At 74.9% G+C, this 21,681-nt stretch carries 18 protein-coding genes; 9 read left to right on the top strand and 9 right to left on the bottom strand.

The window, feature by feature from the left end; genetic code table 11:
- Window positions 1–5: 5 nt before the first annotated feature.
- From GJV82_RS01535 to GJV82_RS01520, 4 genes are all read right to left on the bottom strand, one after another.
- Window positions 6–665: a response regulator transcription factor gene (locus GJV82_RS01535; protein ID WP_318657158.1), complete on the bottom strand. Its 660-nt coding sequence runs from the start codon at window positions 663–665 to the stop codon at window positions 6–8.
- Window positions 662–1,972, bottom strand: a complete 1,311-nt coding sequence (locus tag GJV82_RS20590) for a sensor histidine kinase (protein WP_155097979.1) — start codon at window positions 1,970–1,972, stop codon at window positions 662–664. The genes GJV82_RS01535 and GJV82_RS20590 overlap by 4 nt, the downstream gene beginning before the upstream one ends.
- Before the next feature lie 194 nt (window positions 1,973–2,166).
- Window positions 2,167–3,060 (bottom strand): hypothetical protein, encoded by an 894-nt coding sequence (locus GJV82_RS01525; RefSeq protein WP_155097978.1) that lies wholly within the window; start codon window positions 3,058–3,060, stop codon window positions 2,167–2,169.
- Window positions 3,060–3,773: an ABC transporter ATP-binding protein gene (locus GJV82_RS01520; protein WP_053369348.1), complete on the bottom strand. Its 714-nt coding sequence runs from the start codon at window positions 3,771–3,773 to the stop codon at window positions 3,060–3,062. Before GJV82_RS01520 ends, GJV82_RS01525 begins: the two co-directional genes overlap by 1 nt.
- 296 nt (window positions 3,774–4,069) lie before the next feature.
- Here GJV82_RS01520 and GJV82_RS20375 point away from each other — a divergent pair, with 296 nt between their 5' ends.
- Complete coding sequence (locus GJV82_RS20375; RefSeq protein WP_064316246.1) at window positions 4,070–4,876, top strand: peptidoglycan-binding protein; 807 nt, start codon at window positions 4,070–4,072, stop codon at window positions 4,874–4,876.
- 104 nt (window positions 4,877–4,980) lie between these two features.
- The gene (locus GJV82_RS01510) at window positions 4,981–5,658 is read left to right on the top strand and encodes a TetR/AcrR family transcriptional regulator (protein WP_047233540.1); all 678 of its coding nucleotides are present in this window, start codon (window positions 4,981–4,983) and stop codon (window positions 5,656–5,658) included.
- A gap of 23 nt (window positions 5,659–5,681) precedes the next feature.
- On the opposite strand, the gene GJV82_RS20585 is transcribed toward GJV82_RS01510, so the two are convergent.
- The gene (locus GJV82_RS20585; protein ID WP_318657156.1) at window positions 5,682–6,455 is read right to left on the bottom strand and encodes a septum formation family protein; all 774 of its coding nucleotides are present in this window, start codon (window positions 6,453–6,455) and stop codon (window positions 5,682–5,684) included.
- Window positions 6,456–6,457: 2 nt separating this feature from the next.
- Window positions 6,458–7,072: a DUF4190 domain-containing protein gene (locus GJV82_RS20580; RefSeq protein WP_155097977.1), complete on the bottom strand. Its 615-nt coding sequence runs from the start codon at window positions 7,070–7,072 to the stop codon at window positions 6,458–6,460.
- A 185-nt stretch (window positions 7,073–7,257) separates the two neighbouring features.
- Between GJV82_RS20580 and GJV82_RS01495 the strand changes: the two genes are divergently transcribed.
- Window positions 7,258–10,311: a carbohydrate binding domain-containing protein gene (locus GJV82_RS01495; RefSeq protein ID WP_155097976.1), complete on the top strand. Its 3,054-nt coding sequence runs from the start codon at window positions 7,258–7,260 to the stop codon at window positions 10,309–10,311.
- A 57-nt stretch (window positions 10,312–10,368) separates the two neighbouring features.
- Here the strand turns inward: GJV82_RS01495 and GJV82_RS01490 are convergent, their stop codons facing one another.
- Entirely contained in the window at window positions 10,369–11,154 is a 786-nt protein-coding gene (locus tag GJV82_RS01490) for an exodeoxyribonuclease III (RefSeq protein ID WP_318657170.1), read from the bottom strand.
- Window positions 11,155–11,203: 49 nt separating this feature from the next.
- Here GJV82_RS01490 and GJV82_RS01485 point away from each other — a divergent pair, with 49 nt between their 5' ends.
- From GJV82_RS01485 to GJV82_RS01475, 3 genes are all read left to right on the top strand, one after another.
- Window positions 11,204–11,968 (top strand): SDR family NAD(P)-dependent oxidoreductase, encoded by a 765-nt coding sequence (locus GJV82_RS01485; RefSeq protein WP_155097974.1) that lies wholly within the window; start codon window positions 11,204–11,206, stop codon window positions 11,966–11,968.
- A gap of 34 nt (window positions 11,969–12,002) precedes the next feature.
- Entirely contained in the window at window positions 12,003–12,578 is a 576-nt protein-coding gene (pyrE, locus tag GJV82_RS01480; protein WP_318657155.1) for an orotate phosphoribosyltransferase, read from the top strand.
- A gap of 169 nt (window positions 12,579–12,747) precedes the next feature.
- Window positions 12,748–17,220 carry an HtaA domain-containing protein gene (locus GJV82_RS01475; RefSeq protein ID WP_155097972.1) on the top strand — a complete coding sequence of 1,491 codons (4,473 nt, stop codon included), beginning with the start codon at window positions 12,748–12,750 and terminating at the stop codon, window positions 17,218–17,220.
- A gap of 142 nt (window positions 17,221–17,362) precedes the next feature.
- On the opposite strand, the gene GJV82_RS01470 is transcribed toward GJV82_RS01475, so the two are convergent.
- Window positions 17,363–18,103, bottom strand: coding sequence for an HAD-IIA family hydrolase (locus GJV82_RS01470; RefSeq protein WP_051471372.1), 741 nt, complete (start codon window positions 18,101–18,103; stop codon window positions 17,363–17,365).
- A gap of 101 nt (window positions 18,104–18,204) precedes the next feature.
- On the opposite strand from GJV82_RS01470, the gene GJV82_RS01465 reads away from it, so the two are divergent.
- The 3 genes from GJV82_RS01465 to fbaA all read left to right on the top strand — a co-directional run bounded on the left by GJV82_RS01465 (window position 18,205) and on the right by fbaA (window position 21,061).
- Window positions 18,205–19,212: a DUF368 domain-containing protein gene (locus tag GJV82_RS01465; protein WP_318657154.1), complete on the top strand. Its 1,008-nt coding sequence runs from the start codon at window positions 18,205–18,207 to the stop codon at window positions 19,210–19,212.
- A gap of 2 nt (window positions 19,213–19,214) precedes the next feature.
- A complete protein-coding gene (locus tag GJV82_RS01460; protein ID WP_318657153.1) occupies window positions 19,215–19,928 on the top strand; it encodes a TrmH family RNA methyltransferase in 714 nt (237 codons plus the stop codon).
- Between the two features lie 110 nt (window positions 19,929–20,038).
- On the top strand, window positions 20,039–21,061 hold the full coding sequence (gene fbaA / locus GJV82_RS01455) for a class II fructose-bisphosphate aldolase (protein WP_024839096.1): 1,023 nt from the start codon (window positions 20,039–20,041) through the stop codon (window positions 21,059–21,061).
- A 159-nt stretch (window positions 21,062–21,220) separates the two neighbouring features.
- On the opposite strand, the gene GJV82_RS01450 is transcribed toward fbaA, so the two are convergent.
- A complete protein-coding gene (locus tag GJV82_RS01450) occupies window positions 21,221–21,646 on the bottom strand; it encodes an STAS domain-containing protein (protein ID WP_404812908.1) in 426 nt (141 codons plus the stop codon).
- Window positions 21,647–21,681: the final 35 nt, after the last annotated feature.

Raw genomic sequence — 21,681 nt, 5'->3', positions numbered from 1 at the left:
CCGGGTCAGCCCGCCGGGTCCACGACGCCGTGCCGGAACGCCCACACCACGAGCTGCACGCGGTCGCGGGTGCCGGTCTTCGTCATGGCGCGGCTCAGGTGCGACTTCACGGTGCTCGGCTCGAGGAACAGGGCCGTCGCGATCTCCGCGTTCGACGAGCCGCGGCACAGCAGGCCCACGATGTCGAGCTCGCGCGGTGTGAGGAGCGCGGCCGCGTCGTCGTCGCGCGCGACGGGGGCCCGGCGGCGCGCGAGCTCGTCGATGACGCGGCGCGTGAGGGACTGGTCGAGGAGGCCGTCCCCGGCCGCGACGCGCCGCACCGCGTCGACGAGCACGTCCGGCTCCGCGTCCTTGAGCAGGAACCCGCTCGCGCCCGCCTCCAGGGCGCCGAACACGTAGTCGTCGAGGTCGAACGTGCTCACCACGAGCACGGGTACCGGGTCGGCGACGTCGGGGCCGGCGAGCGCCCGCGTCGCCGTGATGCCGTCGCCGCCCGGCATGCGCACGTCCATGCACACGACGTCGGGCCGCTCGCGACGCGCGACGCGGACGGCGTCGGCGCCGTTCGAGGCCTCGCCGACGACCTCGATCCCCTCGCTCTCGAGGATGACGGTGAACCCGGCGCGGACGACGGCCTGGTCGTCCACGAGCACGACGCGCGTCACGAGACCTCCTGGTCGGCGGTGCGGGAGTCGCGCGCTGGTGCGCGCGGCACGGTGAGGCGCACGAGCCACGCCCCGTCCGGGGCGCGCCGTGCGTCGAGCGAGCCGCCGAGCACGACCGCCCGCTCGCGCATGCCGACGAGCCCGTGACCGGTCTGCGGGTCGGCGGCCGGCACCGTGCCCGCCGCCGGGTTGCGCACGGTGAGGACGAGGTCCGCGGCAGACCACGCGAACCGCACGGCCACGGGCCGGCCGGGTGCGTGCCGGCGCGCGTTGGCGAGCGCCTCCTGGAGCACGCGGTAGACGGCGATCTGGGTGCTCGGCGTCGGTTCCCACGGGCTGCCGTCGGTCTCGACCGTGACGACGGTGCCCGCGGAGCGCGCCGTGTCGAGGAGGGCCGGAACCTCGGCGAGCGTCGGCTGCGGCGCCTCGCGCTCGGCGCCGTCCTCGTCGTCGCGGCCTCGCAGGATGCCGACCACGAGGCGCAGGTCGTCGAGCGTCTCGCGCCCCTGCGCGCGGATCCAGCGCACCGACTCCTTGGCACGCTCAGGATCGGCGTCGACGAGCCGCTCGGCGGCGGACGCCTGGACCACGATGCCCGAGAGGTGGTGGGCCGCGACGTCGTGCAGCTCGCGGGCCATGCGCGCCCGCTCCTCGAGGACCGCCTGGGCGGCGAGCGCCTCGCGCTCGCGCTCGGCGCGCCGCACCCGGTCGCGCAGCTCGGCGACGAGCTCGCGGCGCGTCGCGACGTACGAGCCGACCAGCGCCGCCCCGACGAACGTGAGCAGCGCGGAGAGCAGCGCGCCGCCCACCTGGAGCGCGTGCTGCGCGGGCCCGGTCACGGCGGGGACGGCGAACCCCCCGAGCGCGAAGACGAGCACGACCTGCGCGACGGCCGCGGCCGCGGGCGCGGCCAGGCGCGTGCGGCGCGGCGCGTACGCCCCGGCGGAGTAGGCGGCGACGAGGGTCGCGGGGGCCTGGAAGCCGACGTACGGCGGCAGGAGCACGGTGATCGCGACCTGGGCCGCCACGGCGAGCCCGAGGCACGCCAGCGGTGCCCGACGGCGGAACGTCAGGGTCGCCGCCTGGAGCACGACGAGCGCGAGCACGGTCGCGCGGGCCCCGGGGGTGACGATCACGGCACCCGGCCCCGCGCCGAACGTCGCGCCGACGTCCGTCGCGAGGACGCGCTCGATGCCGAGGAACAGCGCGACGGTCGCGACGGCGACGACCCCGGCGAGCACGGCGTCGCGACCGGTGTCGGTGCGCACGCCGACCCGGTCGAGCGCGCGGCGCAGGGCCTCGGTCACGATCTCCTCCAAGGGGCGACGGGGACGGACGGGTCGGTGGGCCTGCCCACCCTACGGGGGTGCGCCGACCCGGCCGCGAGGTAGAGGCCTGGTCCACCGCGGTAGAGGCCCGGTCCACCGAGGTAGAGGCGTGGTCGACCGGAAGGGTGACCACGCCTCTACCTCGCGATACCAGGCCTCTGCCTCGGCGGTCGTCAGACCAGGTCGCGGCGCTGGAGCGTGAGGGCGCCGCTCCCGAGGAGCACCGCGACCCAGGCGACGAGCCCCGCGAGCGCGGCGAGCGTCCCCAGCGGTGCGGCACCGCCCAGGAGCGCCGCGCCGGACTGGCCCGTCGAGGCGAGGGCGCCCAGGCCCAGAGGCAGCCACTCGGCCGCGGCGGACTCGCCGCCCGACAGCAGGGTGACGGCACCCCGGACGATGGGCTCGGCGAGCGCGAGCGCCGCGACGGTCACGACGGCGGCCACCTGGCCGCGCACGAGCGTCCCGACTCCCAGCCCGAACCAGGTGAGGAGGACGAGGACCGCGAGGCCGCGCGCCCACACGCCGAGGACCTCGCCGGGACCGAGCGCGAGCGTCGCGCCCGGGGTCGTGACGATCGCGACGGTGAGACCCAGGGCGCCGACCACGGCGAGCACCACGCCCACCCCGAGGGCGACGGTCGCCGTCGCGCCGGCCTTGGCCGCGAGGATGCGCAGCCGCGACGGCTGGACGAGCGCCGTCGGCACGATGCCGCCCGTGCGGAAGTCCGTCGTCACGGCGAGCACGCCGAGCAGGAGCATGCACATGGTCGCCACGCCGACCGACCCCGAGCCGTTGAGCCCGTTGCCGAGCAGGTCGAGCATGCCGCGCTGGAACGCGGGCTGGGCGGCGTCGGTGAGCGCGCCGAGGTCGGGTGCCAGGTCCTCGAGCATCTCGGGCGACGCCTGGAACCCGACGGTCGGGCCGCCACCGAGCGCCTCGGTGCCCCGCAGGATCGTGGGCAGCAGGAGGGTGAAGGCCTGGACGACGAGCATCCCGGCGACGGCGACGGCCGCGACGACCCACGTCGCGCGGGTCGTGCGGAGCTTGAGCATCTCGGCGCGGTACATCAGCGCACCCCTTCGGTCGTGGCGGTCAGGTCGAGGTAGAAGTCCTCCAAGGACTCCCCGCGGAGCAGGTCGTCGAGCGGCCCGTCGGCGACGACGCGGCCCTGCCCGACGACGACCAGGTCGTCCGCGACCTGCCGCACCTCGGACAGCACGTGGCTCGCGAGGAGCACCGTGCCGCCGTCGTCGGCGAACGCGCGCACCAGGTCGCGCAGCCAGCGCATGCCCGCCGGGTCGAGCCCGTTGGCGGGCTCGTCGAGCACGAGCACCTCCGGGTCGCCGAGCAGCGCGGCGGCGATGCCGATGCGCTGCCGCATCCCGAGCGAGTACGTCCGCACGCGCCGGTCGGCGGCGGGCGCCATGCCGACGAGCGCGAGCACGTCGTCGACGCGCCCCGACGGGATCCGGCCGGCCGCGGCGAGCACCCTCAGGTGGTCACGGCCCGTGCGCCCGGGGTGGAGGCCGCCGGCGTCGAGCAGGGCGCCGACGGTGCGGGCGGGATGCGCCAGGTCCGCGAACGCGCGACCGTCGAACGTCGCGCTCCCCGCGGTCGCGGCGGCCAGCCCCAGCAGGACGTGCAGCGTCGTCGACTTCCCGGCGCCGTTCGGCCCGAGCAGCCCGACGACGCGGCCCGGCGCGGCCGTGAACGTCACGTCGTGCACGGCGTCGAACGCCCCGTAGGTCTTGCGCAGCCCGGAGACGTGGATGGTGGTCATGCCGGTCCCTTCCTCGATGCGTGCCGCACGGGCCTCCCGCGCGGTGCCCCACCAGGCTGTCGCGCGGGCGGTCCCCGGGTCTTGCGGCGCAGGGCGGAACCTGGGTTGCGACCTTCGTCGCAACCGGGTCGGTCCGGACGTGGACCCGCGACCGCCGGCGCCGTGTCGTCGCAGGTGAGGGGGCCGGGCGTGACATCCGGCCGGGCCATGGGGCAGGGTGGACGTCCACCCGACCGTTCTGGCGGGCAGCGCCACGCGTCGTCCGCCGGTCCTCGACCGCCCTGGAAGGAGGCGACGTGCGCCGACGTCATGGCCTGACCGGATCCCCGGAGGACGGCCGCGTCGCCCCGACGACGTCCGTCGAGCGCCGCGCCGCCACGCCGTGGGTCACGGTCGCCGCGGGGGCCGGCGCGGTGACCCTCGTCGTGGCGGTGGCCGGGATGGTGGGCGCCGCGACCGGAGGTGGCGAGGCCGTCGTCGTCGGTGCCTCGGCCGACGGCGGGACCGCTGTCGAGGACGGCGTCCCGGCCGTCACGCCCCGCCCCGACGCTCCCCGCCCCGAGGTGACGCGCATCCCGCCGCCGGACCACACCCACGACCCGGCGGACGGCGCCGACCCCGCCACGACGCCGGCGCCCCGACCCTCGGTGGACGAGACGGACGCGCCGCCCTCGTCGGCCGACCCCGCGCCGACCACGGAGCCCTCCGCCGCGCCGAGCGGCACCGCGCCGGAGCCTGCGCCGACGACCCCGGCACCCACGACCGAGCCCGACGCGGCGTCCGTCTCCTGGGTCCAGGAACGCCTCCGCGTGCACGGCGCGGACGTCGCGGTCACCGGCACGCTGGACGAGGCGACCCGGGCAGCGCTGCGCGCCTTCCAAGAGGCGAACGGCCTTCCTGGCGACGGCGCCGTGACCGCCGCGACGGCCGAGGCGCTCGCGGCCGCTCCGGACGGCGGTGACGAGGAGTCCGCGGACCCGGGCGGGACCGCTCCGACCGAGCCCGCGCCGCCGTCGGCCACGGACCGGCCGTCCGGCACCGTGCCGGGGCCGACCCCGAGCACCGAGGACGAGGCCGAGGCCACGCTCGCTCCGACGTCCTGAGCGCCGCGGGCAGGGCCGGGCGGGTGAAAGCCGTTCGGCGCGCGTCGGGGGCCTGCCGCGGTCGGTAGGGTTCTCTCTCTCGGACGACGGACGGAGCACGACCCATGACGAGCGCGGCCCTCGGAGCCGGCCACGACCGTGGCGCTCCCCGTCGCACCGCGAGCCCCGACCCCGGGCGCGGGTACGCGAAGGGTCGCGCCAAGCGCGAGGAGATCCTGCAGGCCGCGATCGTGCTCTTCGGCGAGGTCGGCTTCCACGCCGCCTCGCTGCGCGAGCTGGCGTCGCGCGTGGGCATGTCGCACCCCGGCCTGCTCCACCACTTCCCGACGAAGGTCGCGCTCCTCGAGGCGGTGCTCGACCACCGCGACACCGTCGACCAGGCGGACCTCGACGACGACCTCGCTCGCGGCACCGACTACTTCGACGCGCTCGTGCACCTGGTCGAGCGCAACGCCGTCCGCCGGCACATCGTGGAGCTGTTCACGGCGCTCTCGGCCGAGGCGACGTCCCCGGAGCACCCGGCGCACGAGTACTTCGTCCGGCGGTACCGGTGGGCGGTCGCGCGGACGAGCGAGCAGCTCGTCCGCCGGGCGCGCGCGGGGGGCCTGCGGGACGGCGTCGACCCGCAGGTCGCGGCGCGGCAGATCATCGCGCTCATGGACGGACTGCAGGTCCAGTGGCTGCTGTCGCTCGACCGGCCGCGGCCCGAGCGCGTCGACATGCCCGCCGACCTGCGCGCCTACCTCGGCCTCATCCTCGCCGAGGAGGCCCCCGCGCGCTGAGCGCGAGGACCTCCTCCGCGCGCTCAGCCGAGCAGGTCGGCGGGCAGCGGGTCGGTCCCGGCCGCGAGGCACAGGCCCGTGCGGTCGCCGTCGCGCCACGACGCCTCGGTCGGCGACCACACGACGAGCTCGACGCCCTCGGGCGCGTCGGCGCCCAGCACGTCGGGCGTGCACACGCGCGCGACGCGGCGGTCCACGGCCTGCTGACCGGGCCACACCTCGTCCGCGCCCAGGTCGGTCCGGGCGACGACCTGCGCCCGGTGCTCGTCCGCGCACGGCACGGCCCGCACCCGCGACACCTCGCCGTCGGGCGGCAGCTCGTCGAGGCAGGTCCCGAGCACGAGCTGGACCGCGTTGACCGTCTGCGGGGCGTCGACGTCGCCCGCGAGCGGCGTGCGCGCCTGCTCGCCCTGCCACCAGACGAGCGCGCCGGCGGTCCACGCGACCGTGACGACGGCGCCCACCACCATGCCGGCGACGGCGAGCCCACGACCGTGCGTGCCCCGGGACCGCACGCGGGAGAGCCCCGCGGCACCGAGCCCGATCCCGACGGGCCCGAGCACGACGCCCGCGGGCACGCTCGCCACGGCGAGCGGCTCGACGCGCGGCGGCGCGGGCTGCCACCCGGGCGCGTAGTACGTCTCGGGTGCGAAGCCCGGTTCGGCCGCGGCGGCCGGGGGTGGCACCGGGGTGCCCGACGGGGCTGGGGCCCCCGCCGGCGGGGGCGGGACCGGGGCGGGCGGCCGGGGCGGGCCGGCCGGGCCGCCGGGCGGGGCGAAGAGGTCGTCGTCGGCCACGGCTACGAGTCGCTCAGGGTCGCGGCGAGCACGATGAGCATCGCGAACGCCGTGCAGACGGCCCCCACGACGATCCCGGTGACGGCGAACCCGCGCCCGCGCGTCCCGTCGCGCATCACCTGGTTGAGCGCGACGATCCCGAGGACGAGGCCGACGATCCCGGGGAAGCCCGCGCAGAGCACGAGGCTCGCGATCGAGACGATCATCGACGCGAGCGCCAGCCCGTTCGTCCGCGGCGGCGCCGTGTACACGGACCCGTACGGGGGCGGGTAGGCGCCGTAGCCGGAAGACCCGGGGTAGGTGGAGAGGTCCGACGGCGGGTACCCGCCGCCCGGGGCGGAGCCGTAGGCCGGTGCGGTGCCCGGGCCGTAGGGCGACCCCTGCCCGGCCGGCGCGGCGGGCGCACCGTAGGGGGCTCCCGCCCCGGGTGCCGGCGTGCCCGGGTACCCGCCGCCCGCCCCGGACGGTGCGACGAAACCGCCCTGCTCCGGCGCCGGGGCGCCGGCGTCGGTCGGCGGGTTGTACGGGGTGAGCGGCGGCTGGTGCGGGCGCGGGGCGGCGTACGGGTCGACAGGTTCGTCGGGCGACCCGTACGGCGGGACGGGGGGCGTGGTCATGGACACACCGTAGCGACGGGGGCGGCGCGCCGTCCGCCGTATGAACAGGCTCTTGTAAGCCGTCGCAAATATTGCTACATCTTGCAGCAACGGTACAGCCAGGGTGCGTCCTCCACGACGGCGGCACGCGGACCGGCGGCCGACGTCCCGGCACCGACGCCGGGACACGACACGGAGGATCACGGATGCGAACAACGAGGCTCGCAAGATCGCGGGCACGCCTGGCGGGGGCCCTGGCCCTCGCCGTTGCCCTGCCGGGGGCGGCCGGCCTGAGCGCCGTCGCGGCACCGAGCGCGGCAACGAGCGCGGCACCGACCACGACGACCGTCTACTACCCGGACCGCCCGGGCTGGGCGGCGACGAACGTCCACTACGGCGTCGACGGCGCCGCCTGGACGGCGGTCCCGGGCGTCCCGATGGCGGACGCGTGCCCGGGCTGGCTGACGGCCGAGATCGACCTCGGCGCGGCATCGGGGGTGCAGCTCACCTTCAACGACGGTGCCGGGACCTGGGACAACAACCGCGGCGCCAACTACCGGGCGGGCGCGGGGACCGTCGTCGTGCAGGACGGCGTGCTCACCGCGGGGGCGTCGCCGTGCGGCACCGACCCCACCGACCCGACAGACCCGACGGACCCTGCGGACACGACCGCGACGATCTACTACGCGACGTCGTGGGCCGCGCCGAAGATCCACTACCAGGTGGGCTCGGGCGCGTGGACCAGCGTCCCGGGCACGGCGATGACCGCGGCGTGCCCGGGCTGGTTCACGCACACCATCGACCTGGGCACCGCGAGCGGCGGCCAGGTCGTCTTCAACGACGGCGCCGGGCGGTGGGACAACAACGGCGGAGGCAACTACCGCTACACCGCGGGAGCGCAGACCGTCTCGGGCGGCGTCGTCGCGCCCGTCGCGCAGAGCCCGTGCGGCCCCGACGTCCCCGAGGAGCCGGACACGCAGGCGCCCAGCGTCCCGTCCGGGCTCGTCGCGACGGCCGACGGCGTGCGCGTGACGGTCACGTGGGACGCCGCGACGGACGACACGGCCGTCACCGGCTACACCCTCACCCGCACCGGAGGAGCGGGCCCGGTGACGCGGGACGTCACGACCCCGTCCGCGACGGACGTGGGACTGCTCGAGCGGACCGCGTACACGTACTCCGTGACGGCCGTCGACGCCGCGGGGAACCGCTCCGCGGCGAGCGCACCCGTCACCGTCACGACGGGCACGAAGCCCGTGGTCGACCCGGGGACGACGGGCGAGCCGCTCGGCGGTGACCCGCGCGAGGACTCGATCTACTTCGTCATGACCGCCCGCTTCAACGACGGCGTGCCCGAGAACAACCGCGGCGGGTCCCAGCACGTGAAGTCGGGCAACGCGGCGAACGACGACCCCATGTTCCGCGGCGACTTCCAGGGGCTGATCGACAAGCTGGACTACGTCAAGGGCCTCGGCTTCTCCGCGATCTGGATCACGCCCGTCGTGCTCAACCGGTCCGACTACGACTTCCACGGCTACCACGGCTGGGACTTCTTCCGCGTGGACCCGCGCCTCGAGACGCCGGGCGCCTCCTACCAGGACCTCATCGACGCCGCGCACGCCAAGGGCATCAAGATCTACCAGGACGTCGTGTACAACCACTCCTCGCGCTGGGGCGCCAAGGGCCTGTTCACCCCGACGGTGTGGGGCGCGCGCGACGGGCAGTGGGACTGGATGTACTCCAAGAAGGAGGAGGGCCGCGAGTACGACCCCATGGAAGAACACGACGGGAATGACCCGACGCTGACCGCCGCGCAGAACGCGCTCGCCAAGGGCCGCCCCTACAACGGCGACCTGTGGTCGAGCACCGCACCAGCGGGTAACACGTGCAAGGGCTTCGGTACCCCGACGCAGTACAAGAGCCCCGAGGGGTTCCAGATCTACAACTGCCAGTGGCCCTCGCCAACGTCCGGTATGTTCCCGGCGAACTACTACCACCAGTGCTGGATCGGGAACTGGGAGGGAAAGGACGCGCAGGACTGCTGGCTGCACGACGACCTGGCCGACTTCAACACCGAGAACGCCGAGGTGCAGCAGTACCTGATCGACGCCTACAACCGGTACATCGACATGGGCGTCGACGGCTTCCGCGTCGACACCGCCGTGCACATCCCGCGCGTCATGTGGAACCGGCACTTCCTGCCCGCGATCCAGGAGCACGCCGTGGCGACGCACGGCGAGAAGGGCAAGGACTTCTACGTCTTCGGCGAGGTCGCGGCGTTCGTCAACGACAAGTGGAACCGCGGCTCCGTGAACCACTCCGCGCAGTTCTACACGTGGAAGGAGCGCAAGGAGTACTCCCTGGACGACGTCGTGGCTGCCGCCGAGCAGTTCCAGTACGAGAACCTCCTGGGCACGGGCAACCAGCCGACGTCGGACAACGCGTTCCTCGGGGGCGCCGACGGCAACACGTACCACGCGCCCGACCACTCGAAGTTCTCGGGCATGAACGTCATCGACATGCGCATGCACATGAACTTCGGGGACGCGGGCAACGCGTACCACAACGGCAAGGACTCGGACGACTCGTACAACGACGCGACGTACAACGTCGTGTACGTCGACTCGCACGACTACGGGCCCAACAAGTCGACCGTGCGCTACGCCGGCGGCACCGACGCGTGGGCGGAGAACATGAGCCTCATGTGGACGTTCCGGGGCATCCCGACGCTCTACTACGGCTCGGAGATCGAGTTCCAGGCGGGCAAGCCGATCGACTGCGGGCCGACGTGCCCGCTCGCGACCACCGGACGCGCGTACTACGGCGACCACCTCGCGGGCGACGTCGTGGCGAGCGACTTCGGCGTCGTGGAGTCCGCGTCGGGCGCGGTCGCGCAGACGCTCCAGAAGCCGCTCGTCCAGCACGTGCAGCGGCTCAACCAGATCCGTCGCGCCGTGCCGGCGCTCCAGAAGGGGCAGTACTCGACGGTCGGCGTGCAGGGGAACATGGCGTACAAGCGCCGGTTCACCGAGGGCGCCGTGGACAGCTTCGTGCTCGTCACGGTGACGGACGCCGCGACCTTCGCCCGCGTCCCGAACGGCACCTACGTGGACGCCGTGACGGGCGACCGGAAGGTCGTGACGACCGGGACCCTGACGGTCCCCGCACCGGGCAAGGGCAACCTGCGCGCCTACGTCCTCGACCTCCCGGGCAACCCTGCGCCGGGCAAGGTCGGGCAGGCGGGGCCGTACCTGAAGTAGCTCGGGAGGGTCTCGACCGTCCCGCCCGCGGCCGTGCGCCGCGGGCGGGAAGGCCGCTCAGTCCTCGAGGTCGACGACGACCGGCACGTGGTCCGACGCGCCCTTGCCCTTGCGCTCGTCGCGGTCGATCGTCACGCCGGTCACGCGGGCGCGCGCGGCGGGGGAGAGGTAGGCGAAGTCGATCCGCATGCCCTCGTTCCGCGGGAAGCGCAGCCGCTGGTAGTCCCAGTACGTGTACGTGTGCTCGGCGGGGAGCGCCTCGCGCGTGACCTCGGTGTACCCGGCTGCCCCGAACGCGGCGAACGCGTCCCGCTCCGCGGGCGTCACGTGCGTCTTGCCCGCGAAGTACGCGACGTCCCACACGTCGGTGTCGAGCGGGGCGACGTTCCAGTCGCCGACGAGCGCGACCTGCGCCCCCGGGTCGTCCGCGAGCCAGCCCGCGGCGCGCTCGCGCAGCTCGTCGAGCCAGCGCAGCTTGTACGTGTAGTGCGGGTCGCCGACCTCCCGGCCGTGCGGCACGTACAGGCTCCACACGCGCACGCCGCCGCACGTCGCGCCCAGGGCACGCGCCTCGACCTGCTCGCCGAAGGCGGGCTGGCCCGGGAAGGAGGTCTCGACGTCGTCCAGGCCGACGCGCGAGACGACCGCGACGCCGTTCCACTGGTTCACGCCCACGTGCGCGACCTCGTACCCCGCCGCCTCGAACGGCGCGACGGGGAACTGGGCGTCGGCGCACTTGGTCTCCTGGAGCGCGAGGACGTCGGTCCCGGTCCGCTCGAGGAACGCGACCGCCCGGTCGACGCGGGCACGGACGGAGTTGATGTTCCAGGTCGCGAGGCGCACGGGCTCCACCGTACCGACGTCGGCGCGCCGCCGCCCGTAGGCTGTGGCCATGGCGACAGCACTCATCACCGGCGCGAGCGCCGGCCTGGGCCTGGAGTTCGCGTGGCAGCTCGCCACGGCGCGGCACGACCTCGTGCTCGTCGCGCGCGACGAGGCGCGCCTCGAGGAGGTCGCGGGCCAGATCCGGGCCGCCGCGGGCGTGCGGGTCCAGGTCCTGCCGGCCGACCTCTCCGTGCCCGACGACGTCGCGCGCGTGGCCGAGCGCCTCGCCTCGACCGGGGGCCCGGACGAGCGCCCGGTCGGCCTGCTCGTCAACAACGCGGGATTCGCGACCCACCAGCACTTCGTCGGCGGCGACCTCGACGTCGAGCTGCGCGCGCTCGACGTCATGGTCCGCGCCGTCATGGTGCTCTCGCACGCGGCCGCGGGCCAGATGACCGCGCGCGGGCGCGGCGCGATCCTCAACGTCGCGTCCGTCGCGGCGCTCACGGCGGGCGGCACCTACGCGGCCGCGAAGGCGTGGGTGCGCTCGTTCACCGAGGGTCTGGCCGTCGAGCTGCACGGGACCGGCGTCACCGCGACCGTCCTGTGCCCGGGCTTCACGCACACCGAGTTCCACGACCGTGCCGGGATCGACAAGTCCACGCTGCCCGACGTCGCGTGGCTCGACGCGGACCGCGTCGTCGCCGCGGCGCTCGCGGACGTGCGCCGGGGCGTCGTCATCTCGACGCCCTCCGTGCGCTACCGCGTCGCCTCGGCCGCGCTGCGCGCGATGCCGCGCTCTGCCGTGCGCGCGATCGGCAAGTACCGGTAGGAGCCCGCAGCCCGGCGGACTACCCTTGGCCGTCGTGACCACGGATCTCTCCTCGACGCCCCGCGAGCAGCTGCTCGACCTCATCCGCGAGCTCGCCGTCGTGCACGGCCGCGTGACGCTCTCCTCGGGCAAGGAGGCCGACTACTACGTCGACCTCCGGCGCGTGACGCTGCACCACCGCGCGGCGCCGCTCATCGGTCACCAGCTCCTCGACCTCCTCGAGGAGCGCGGGCTCGGCACCGCGGAGATCGACGCCGTCGGCGGGCTGACGCTCGGCGCCGACCCGATCGCGACCGCCCTCCTGCACGCCGCGGCCTCGCGCGGGCAGGACCTCGACGCGTTCGTCGTGCGCAAGGCGGCGAAGGCGCACGGGATGCAGCGGCAGATCGAGGGCCCGGACGTCGCGGGCCGGACGGTCGTGGTCGTCGAGGACACGACGACGACGGGTGGGTCGCCCATCACGGCGATCGAGGCCGTGCGCGCCGCGGGCGGGACGGTCGCCGGGGTCGCGACGATCGTGGACCGCGCGACGGGCGCGGGCGAGAAGATCGAGGCGCTCGGCGTGCCGTACCACTACCTCTTCAGCCTCGAGGACCTCGGCCTCGCCTGACCGGAGCGCGCGCAGGGTGGGGACGAGGCGCGTGTCACACTGAAATAGGTCAGCCTTACCTTGCTTTGGTGAGGCGTGCCTTATATCGTCCGGGGCGACGGAGCGTCGTCACGCTCCGCGTCGCGGTCCCGCTCTTCCGGGACCCGCCCGGACCAGCACGGGAGACCTAGTGCGCACTTCCCCGCAGGGGCGCGTCCGCCGCGCCCTCGCCTCGTTCCTCGCCGCGGCGCTCGCCGCCGGCGTCACCGTCGCGGGGGCAGGCGCTCCCGCGCAGGCCGCCGCGGCCGACGTCCAGGCCGGCTCGGCCACCTGGAACCTCGTCGACTCGTGGACCTCGTACGTCACGGGCCCGATCGCCCAGGGCACGGTCACGCCGCCCCTCCAGGGCGGGCGTTCCGTGTACGGGCCGGCGTCCGGCAGCTACGACGACGCGTCGGGCACCGGCTCCGTGCGCCTCGGGGGCTCCACGCGCTACGAGGGCCACCACGGCGCGCTCGACGTGACGCTGTCCGACGTCCGCCTCGAGCTCACGGGCCCCGGGACGGGCGCCGTGTTCGCGGACTTCGCGGGCACCGTGAACCCGGGGGCGGGGGACGACGTCAAGGTCGCCGACGTCGCCGTCTCCGCGACGCGCGACGGCGACGAGGTCACGTTCGTCGCGGACGGGACCGTCGTGCCCACGATCGGCGACGTCTCGCCGTACTTCGCGTCCTACGCGAACGCGCGGATGTCGACGCTCACCGCGCGCGTCGTCGCGCCCGAGCCGGTCGCCCCGGCCGTCGCGACCTCGACGTCGCTCGCGGTCGCGCCGTCCGGCACGTCGTCCGTCGGCGCGGCGGTGACGCTCACCGCGACGGTCGTCCCGGCGGCCGCCGGCACGGTCGAGTTCCGCGACGGCGGCACCGCGCTCGGCACGGCCGCCGTCACCGACGGCGTGGCGAGCCTGGTCACGACGGCCCTCGCCCCGGGCGCGCACGGGCTGACCGCGGCGTTCGCGCCCGTGGACCCCGCGGCGTTCCTCGCCTCGGCGTCGGCGCCCGTCACGCACACCGTGACCGTGGCCGAGCCCGAGCCCGAGCCCGATCCCGAGCCGGTCGCGGACCCGCGGGTGACGGTGTCGCCGTCGGGTGCGGTGGACCCCGCCGTGGAGAACACGTTCACCGTGTCAGGTTCCGGGTTCGTGGGCGCGGGCGCGGCCACCGGCGCGTACGTGCTCGTCGGTGAGAGGTCGCTGTGGGACGGCAGCGGCCCGCTGGTGTCCAGCGGGTGGCTCGTGCAGGCGTGGGTGACGGCGCCGCAGATCGTGGACGGCTCGTTCACGACGACGGTGACGGTCCCGGCGGGCTCGTTCGAGCCGGGCACGGAGTACGTGGTCGCGACGTCCGCGGCGCACCGGCTGTCCGCGACGGACCGGAGCCTGGACACGTTCACGCCGGTCGTCGTGCAGCAGCCCGAGCCGCAGGAGCCGGTCAGCGCGCCGTTCCCGGAGATCGCCGCGCCGGGAACGACGCACGGCACGGTCTCGTGGAAGGTCTCGGACCGCGTCTTCGCCTACTACAACGACAAGCAGGTCACCGGCGGGGTCGCCGCCGACGGCACCTTCGCCTTCCCGGTGACCGAGGTCGTGCGCTCGGCCGGTGGCACCGACCTCGCCCTCTCCGGCGCGGTCCGCCTCACGTGGAAGAACACGTACGCGGGGAACGTGCCGTACTACTGGCTCCAGCTCGCGGACGTCGCCGTGCGCGTCGACGCGAGCGGCCGCGGTGTGCTCTCCGCCGACGTGTCGTGGGACGACCTGTCCGACGCCGCGGACTCGGCCCCCGCGACGCGCCTCGACGTCGCGACCTTCGAGGTCGACCCGGCGGAGCTCGGCAGCGGCCGCGTCCTTGTCACGTCCTCCGCGCAGCAGTACACCGACGCGTTCCTCGCGTACCTCGAGCCGACGGGCCAGCGCGCGCACTTCGTCGCGAGCGGCCCGAGCGACGCCCACGCCGACGCGAAGAAGGCCGCCCCGGTCACGCTCGGCGTCGGCGAGGACGAGGTGCCGGCCTGGGAGCCCGCGATCGAGGTCCTCGCCGCGGACGGCGTCACGCCGCTCGGCGACACGGCGGTCTCGCCGGGCGACACGATCGTCGTGCGCGGCACGTGCTTCGACCCGGCGGCGAACGTCGGCGGTCGCGGCGTGCCGATCCCGGCGACGCTGCCGCAGGGCACGTACGTCGTGTTCGGGAGCTTCGCGGAGCGGTGGCAGCCCTCGACGGGGGCCGCGGCCGGGACCCGCAAGGTCGCGTCGCAGGCGTGGGTGCTCGCCGAGGGCGTGCTCGACCAGGTGCCCGCGCAGTACCAGGCGGCGGTCCGGGCGCAGTGGACCCCGCTCGCCGAGGACGGGACGTTCGAGGCGCGCCTCGTCGTGCGGAACCCCGAGGCGCTCGACGGCGGGCGCCCCGGTGTCTACACCTACGGCGCGGGCGGCGTGTCCAACGCGGCGCAGGAGCTCTTCGCCCCCGTCGCCTACGACGCCCCGGCGCCCCTCGCGGTCACGGCCGCGACGACGACCGTCGAGCCCGGCGGTGCGGTCACCCTGCACGTCGAGGGCCTGGTGGACGGCGACGCGGTCGCAGGCGTCACGCTCGGCGGCAAGCCGGCGACGTACACGCGCGACGGGAGCACGCTCGTGCTCTCCGTCCCCGCGGACGCGGCCCTCGGGACGACCTCGGTGGTCGTCACGTCCGAGCTCGGGGTGACGGGGAGCGTCCCGCTCACCGTCGCCGACCCCGCGCCAGGGACGGGGGCACAGCCGACCACGACGCGGCTCACGGCCTCGGCGACGTCGGTCGTCCAGGGCACGGCGGTGACGCTCACCGCGACCGTCGCGCCGCAGGCGGCGGGCACCGTGCGGTTCGCCGCGGGCGGCGCGACCCTCGGCACGGCGGCCGTCTCCGGCGGCACCGCGACGTTCCGGGCGAGCGGGCTCGCCGTGGGGTCGCACGCCGTCACGGCCACGTTCGTCCCGGCGGACGCCGCCGCCCACCAGGGCTCCACGTCCGCGCCCGTGAGCGTCACGGTGACGGCGAGGCCGACGGCGCCGACGACGGCGGGCGCCCTCACGTGGGGCGTCAAGGAGTCGTTCCGCAGCTACATCGTGGGCCCCGTCGCGCACGGGGGTGCGACGACGTCCGGCGGCGCGAGCGTCGTCGGCGGCGTGTTCCGCTTCGGCCAGGCCGACGGCGGCACGTGGAGCGCGTCGACGGGCCGCGGCACGGTGCGCTACGCGGGCACGGTCCGCTTCACCGGGCACGACGGCGCGCTCGACATCGCGCTGACGAACCCCGTCGTCGAGATCACGGGCGCGACCTCGGGCCGCCTGCTCGTGGACGCGCGCTCGACCGGCCTCGACGGCTCCGCGTTCGTCCGCGACGGCGTCGCGGTCGCGACGCTGGCGCTCGGCACGCCGTCGACCGCGGCCGACGGCTCGGTGACGTACCGGGACGCCGGCGCGACGCTCACGGCGGACGGCGCCCTCGCGTTCTCCGGCTTCTACCCGGCGGGCACCGCGCTCGACCCGGTGACCTTCACCGTCGGAGCGAAGGCCACGACGCCCGGCGGCGGCACGATCGGCACGCCGACCGACGGGACGGGCGACGGCTCGGTCGACCTGACGCGGGCGACGCTCTCGGTGTCCCAGGCGGCGCCCGGCGACGAGGTGACCATCAGCGGCGTCGGGTTCGGCGCGCGCGAGCAGGGCATCCGCACGGAGATCCGCTCCACGCCGCGGACGCTCGCGACCGGCGTGACGGCGAACGCGGGCGGTGCCGCGAGCTCGACCGTGACCGTCCCGACGGACCTCGCGCCGGGCGAGCACACGCTCCTGCTGATCGGCGCGGACCACACCGCGTCCGCCCCGATCACGATCGTCGCGTCCGGCACCACCGACGCCGGCGCGGGCTCGGCCGGGGGCGCGGCGGCGGAGCAGTGCTTCGCGCAGGGCGTCAACGGCGCGACCCTCGCGTGGGGCGTGAGCGACCGGTTCCGGGCGTACGTCACCGGCCCGATCGCGAAGGGCTCCGTCACCACGTCCGGCGTGCGCGACGACGGCTCGGCGTTCACGTGGAGCGGCGGGAGGGGCTCGTTCAACACCGACCTCGGCAAGGGGCGCACGAGCTTCGGCGGCACGGTCTCCTTCAGCGGCCACGAGGGCGTCCTCGACCTGCGCGTCAGCAACCCGCGCGTCGTGGTCGACGGCTCGCGGGGCACGCTCGTGGTCGACGTCCGGAGCAGCGACATGGAGGGCAACACGTCCTCGTCCTCGGGTGTCGCGTTCGCGAGCCTCGACCTCTCGGGCACGAAGTCCACGTCGGGCTCGACGATCACGTGGCGCGGCGCTCCCGCGACGCTCACCGCCGCCGGCGCGAAGGCCTTCGCCGGGTTCTACGAGGCGGGCACCGCGCTCTCGCCGGTGACGGTCAGCCTCCCGGTCGGCGGCGACGTCGAGTGCGACGTCTACTCGGGCGCCCTCGCGACGACCGGCTCGGACGCGGGCGGCCTGGCACTCCTCGCCGGGACGCTGCTGCTCACGGGTGCGGCCCTCCTGACGGTGCGACGCCGTCGGTCGGGTCGTGCGCCGGCGGTCGCGACCGCCTGAGCTCGCCCCGCACGACGGCGCCCGGTCACCGCGAGGTGACCGGGCGCCGTCGTGCGTGGGGTGCGGCCGTCAGACGAGGTCGACGAGGTCGGCGACCGAGTCGACGACCTGGCTCNGCGCCGTCGTGCGTGGGGTGCGGCCGTCAGACGAGGTCGACGAGGTCGGCGACCGAGTCGACGACCTGGCTCGGCCGGAACGGGTAGCGGTCGACGTCGCCCATCGTCGTGGACCCGGTCATGACGAGGTACGTGTACAGGCCCGCCTCGATGCCCGCGACGACGTCGGTGTCCATGCGGTCGCCGATCATCGCGGTCGTCTCGGAGTGCGCGTCGATGCGGTTGAGCGCGGAGCGGAACATCATCGGGTTGGGCTTGCCCACGAAGTACGGCTTGCGGCCCGTCGCGGACGTGATCATCGCCGCGACGGCGCCCGTCGCGGGCAGCGGTCCCTCCTGCGAGGGGCCGGTCGTGTCCGGGTTGGTGCAGATGAACCGCGAGCCGCCGAGGACGAGGCGGATCGCCTTGGTGATCGCCTCGAACGAGTACGTGCGCGTCTCGCCGAGCACCACGTAGTCGGGGTCGGACTCGGTGAGCGTGTACCCGGCCTCGTAGAGCGCCGTGGTGAGCCCGGCCTCGCCGACCGCGTAGGCGCTGCCGCCCGGGATCTGGTCGTGGAGGAACTGGGCCGTCGCGAGCGCGGACGTCCAGATCGACTCCTCGGGCACGTCGATGCCCGACGTCGCCAGCCGCGCGCGCAGGTCGCGCGCGGTGAAGATCGAGTTGTTCGTGAGGATGAGGAACGGACGCCCCTTGTCGCGCAGGGCGCGCACGAACTCCGGTGCGCCGGGGATGGCGTGTCCCTCGTGGACGAGCACGCCGTCCATGTCGGTCAGCCACGACGCGATGGTCCGCTCGGTCACTCTGCGCTCCTTCTCCTGGGACGGTGCCTCCGTCAGCCTACTGGGCCACCGGCTACCCTTCGCGGGTGACGAACACGCCCTCCCCGGAGCACCAGAACGTCGAGCACGAGACGCGCACGACGCGCGAGACGCACGAGGAGCACCCTGCGCACCTCGCACGCCCGCGCACCTCGTGGCGGTCGGCGCCGGTCTCGGCCGTCCGTGGCGGGCTCGTGGGCGCCGCCGAGTCGGTCCCCGGCATCTCGGGCGGCACCATCGCGCTCGTCGTCGGGCTCTACGACGACCTGATCGACGCCGCCGGCCAGGTGCTGCACGGAGGGCGCGAGCTCGTCTCCGGTCTGGTCCGCCGACGCGGGACCGCGCCCGCCGTCCGAGCGCTCCGCGCCGTGGACTGGCCGCTGCTCGTCCCCGTGCTCCTCGGCATGGCGGTGGTGCTGCTGCTGTCGCTGCGCGTCGTCGCGCCCCTGCTCGAGTCGCACCCCGTCCCCGTCCGGTCCGTGTTCTTCGGCATGATCGTCGTGTCGGTCGCGGTCCCGCTGCGGCTGATGCCCGGGCGGTTCCGCGTGCTCGACGGGGTGCTGATGGCGCTGGCGGCCGTCGCGGGGTTCCTGCTCACGAGCCTGCCGCCCGGGCAGGTGGACGACCCGTCCCTGTGGTTCGTGTTCCTCGGCGCGGCGGTCGCGATCAACGCGCTCGTGCTTCCCGGCGTCTCGGGTTCGTTCGTCCTGCTCGCCATGGGCCTCTACGTGCCCGTGCAGCAGGCGCTGTCGGACCGGGACCTCGCGTTCGTCGGGGTGTTCGTGCTGGGCGCCGCCGTCGGGCTCGGGTGCTTCGTCAAGGTGCTGCAGTGGCTCCTGCACCACCGGCGGCAGGGCACGATGGCGGTCCTCGCCGGCCTCATGGTCGGCTCCCTGCGCGCGCTGTGGCCGTGGCAGGAGGACGACGGCACCCTCCTCGCGCCGACGGGGTCCGTCGTCGTCCCGGTCCTGCTCGCGCTCGCCGGGGCGGCCGTCGTGCTCGTCGCGATGGCCTGGGAGGCGCGCGCCGCGCGGCGCACGGCCGGGCGAGCCTGACCGTGGGACGCCCCGTCGACCCCGACGGCGAGCGGGCCGAGGAGCGCGAGGTCGGGGTCGGGCCGTGGCCCGGGGGCCCCGAGGCGTGGCCGCGCGTGCCCGACCCGCAGGGCCCGCCCGGGGCGACCCGGCTCGACCCGCGGTACGACCCCGAGCTGCTCGCGCACGGCGACCGGCGCAACGTCGTCGACGCGTACCGCTACTGGACCGTCGAGGCCGTCGTGGCGGACCTCGACGCGCGCCGCGACCCCGCGCGCTCGCTGCACGTCGCGATCGAGAACTGGGCGCACGACCTCAACATCGGCTCCGTCGTCCGCACCGCGAACGCGTTCAACGCCGCGGGCGTGCACGTCGTGGGGCGCCGTCGGTGGAACCGTCGCGGGGCGATGGTCACCGACCGGTACCTGCACGTGCACCACCACGCGTCCGTCGCGGACCTCGCCGCGTGGGCCGAGAGGGAGGGGCTGCCGCTGCTCGGGGTCGACAACGTGCCCGGCTCGGTGCCCATCGAGGGGTACGCGCTGCCCGCGTCGTGCGTGCTGCTGCTCGGGCAGGAGTCGTCCGGGCTGACCCCGGACGCGCTCGCCGCGTGCCGCGACGTCCTGCACATCACGCAGCACGGCTCGACGCGCTCGATCAACGCCGGCGCCGCGGGGGCGATCGCCCTGCACGCCTGGGCGGCCCGGCACCTGGGGCCGGGACCGGCCTCGGGGTGAGCCCGTGGTCGTCCGGCGACCACAGGTCGAACGGCCCTGACGCCCGCGCTGTCATCCGTGCCAGACTTTGACCCGACAGTCCACCCCGCACGACTCCACAGGAGCTCCGCATGCCCATCGCAACCCCCGAGGTCTACGCCGAGATGATCGACCGGGCGAAGGCAGGCTCGTTCGCCTACCCGGCCGTCAACATCACCTCGTCGCAGACCATCACCGCCGCGCTCCAGGGCTTTGCCGAGGCCGAGTCCGACGGCATCATCCAGGTCTCCGTGGGCGGCGCCGAGTACGGCTCGGGTTCGACGGTCAAGGACCGCATCGCCGGTTCGCTCGCGCTCGCGGCGTACGCGCGCGAGGTCGCGAAGAACTACCCGGTGCAGATCGCGATCCACACCGACCACTGCGTCAAGAAGAACCTCGACTCCTGGGTCCGCCCGCTGCTCGCCATCGAGGCGGAGCAGGTGAAGAACGGCGGCCTGCCGACGTTCCAGTCGCACATGTACGACGGCTCGGACGTCCCGCTGGACGAGAACCTCACCATCGCCGCGGAGCTCCTCGAGCTCTCGCAGGCCGCGCGCACGATCCTCGAGATCGAGGTCGGTGTCGTCGGTGGCGAGGAGGACGGCCACGAGGCGGAGATCAACGAGAAGCTCTACACGACGGTCGAGGACGGTCTCGCGACGGTCGAGGCCCTCGGCACCGGCGAGAAGGGCCGCTACCTCACGGCCCTCACGTTCGGCAACGTGCACGGCGTGTACAAGCCGGGCGCGGTCAAGCTCCGCCCGGAGATCCTCAAGGAGATCCAGGACGCGGTCGGCGCGAAGGTCGGCAAGGCGAACCCGTTCGACCTCGTCTTCCACGGCGGCTCCGGCTCCACGGCCGAGGAGATCTCGGCCGCGGTCGACTACGGCGTCATCAAGATGAACATCGACACGGACACGCAGTACGCGTTCACGCGTCCCGTCGTGGGCCACATGTTCTCGAACTACGACGGCGTCCTGAAGATCGACGGCGAGGTCGGCAACAAGAAGGCGTACGACCCGCGCGCCTGGGGCAAGCTGGCCGAGGCCGGCATGGCCGCGCGCATCGTCGAGGCGTCGCAGCAGCTGCGCTCGGCGGGCAACAAGATCCGCTGACGTCCGCGCACGCCGAGGCGGCCGGCCGGCCGCCTCGGCCTCGCGACGCACGAAGGCCCCCGGTCCGTGCGGACCGGGGGCCTTCGTCGTGCCGTGGCCCGAGCGCGCCGGGCCCCTGGCGGTCGCGGACCGCGGACCGGGGTCGCACCGGGCGCGGCGTCAGTCGGACGTGCCCGACCCGTTGCCGGGCGTCTCGTCGAGGTCGAACCCGGGGTCGACGTCGACGATGTCGAGCAGCTCGCCGATCCGCGTGACCTCGAGGAGGAACCGTACGGTCGGCGGCGCGCGCAGCACGCGCACGCGGTGCGGGCCGCGCGACGCGAGGCGCGCGAGGAACGCGACGCCCGAGGAGTCCATGAACGTCACGTGGTGCGCGTCGATCTCGACGGGCAGGCCGGAGTCCTCCGCCGCGGCGGTCGCCTCCTGCAGGTCGGCGCCGAGGTCGGCGTCGATCTCGCCCGACAGGACGATGCGCGCGCGCGTCGTCCCGACGATGACGTGCACGCTCGCGGGGTCGCCCGCCCCGGCGGGGTCGCCGGCGACGCCGACCGGACGGTCGGCGGCCGAGGGTGTACCTTCGCGCACCGGCGCTCCTCTCCTGCGTGATCCCGACCGGTTCC

The organism is Cellulosimicrobium composti (assembly GCF_009711085.1).
In the GTDB taxonomy this organism is placed as follows: domain Bacteria; phylum Actinomycetota; class Actinomycetes; order Actinomycetales; family Cellulomonadaceae; genus Cellulosimicrobium; species Cellulosimicrobium composti.
The sequence above is the reverse complement of the archived record's forward strand: the minus strand, read 5'-3'. Positions and strand labels throughout refer to the sequence as shown.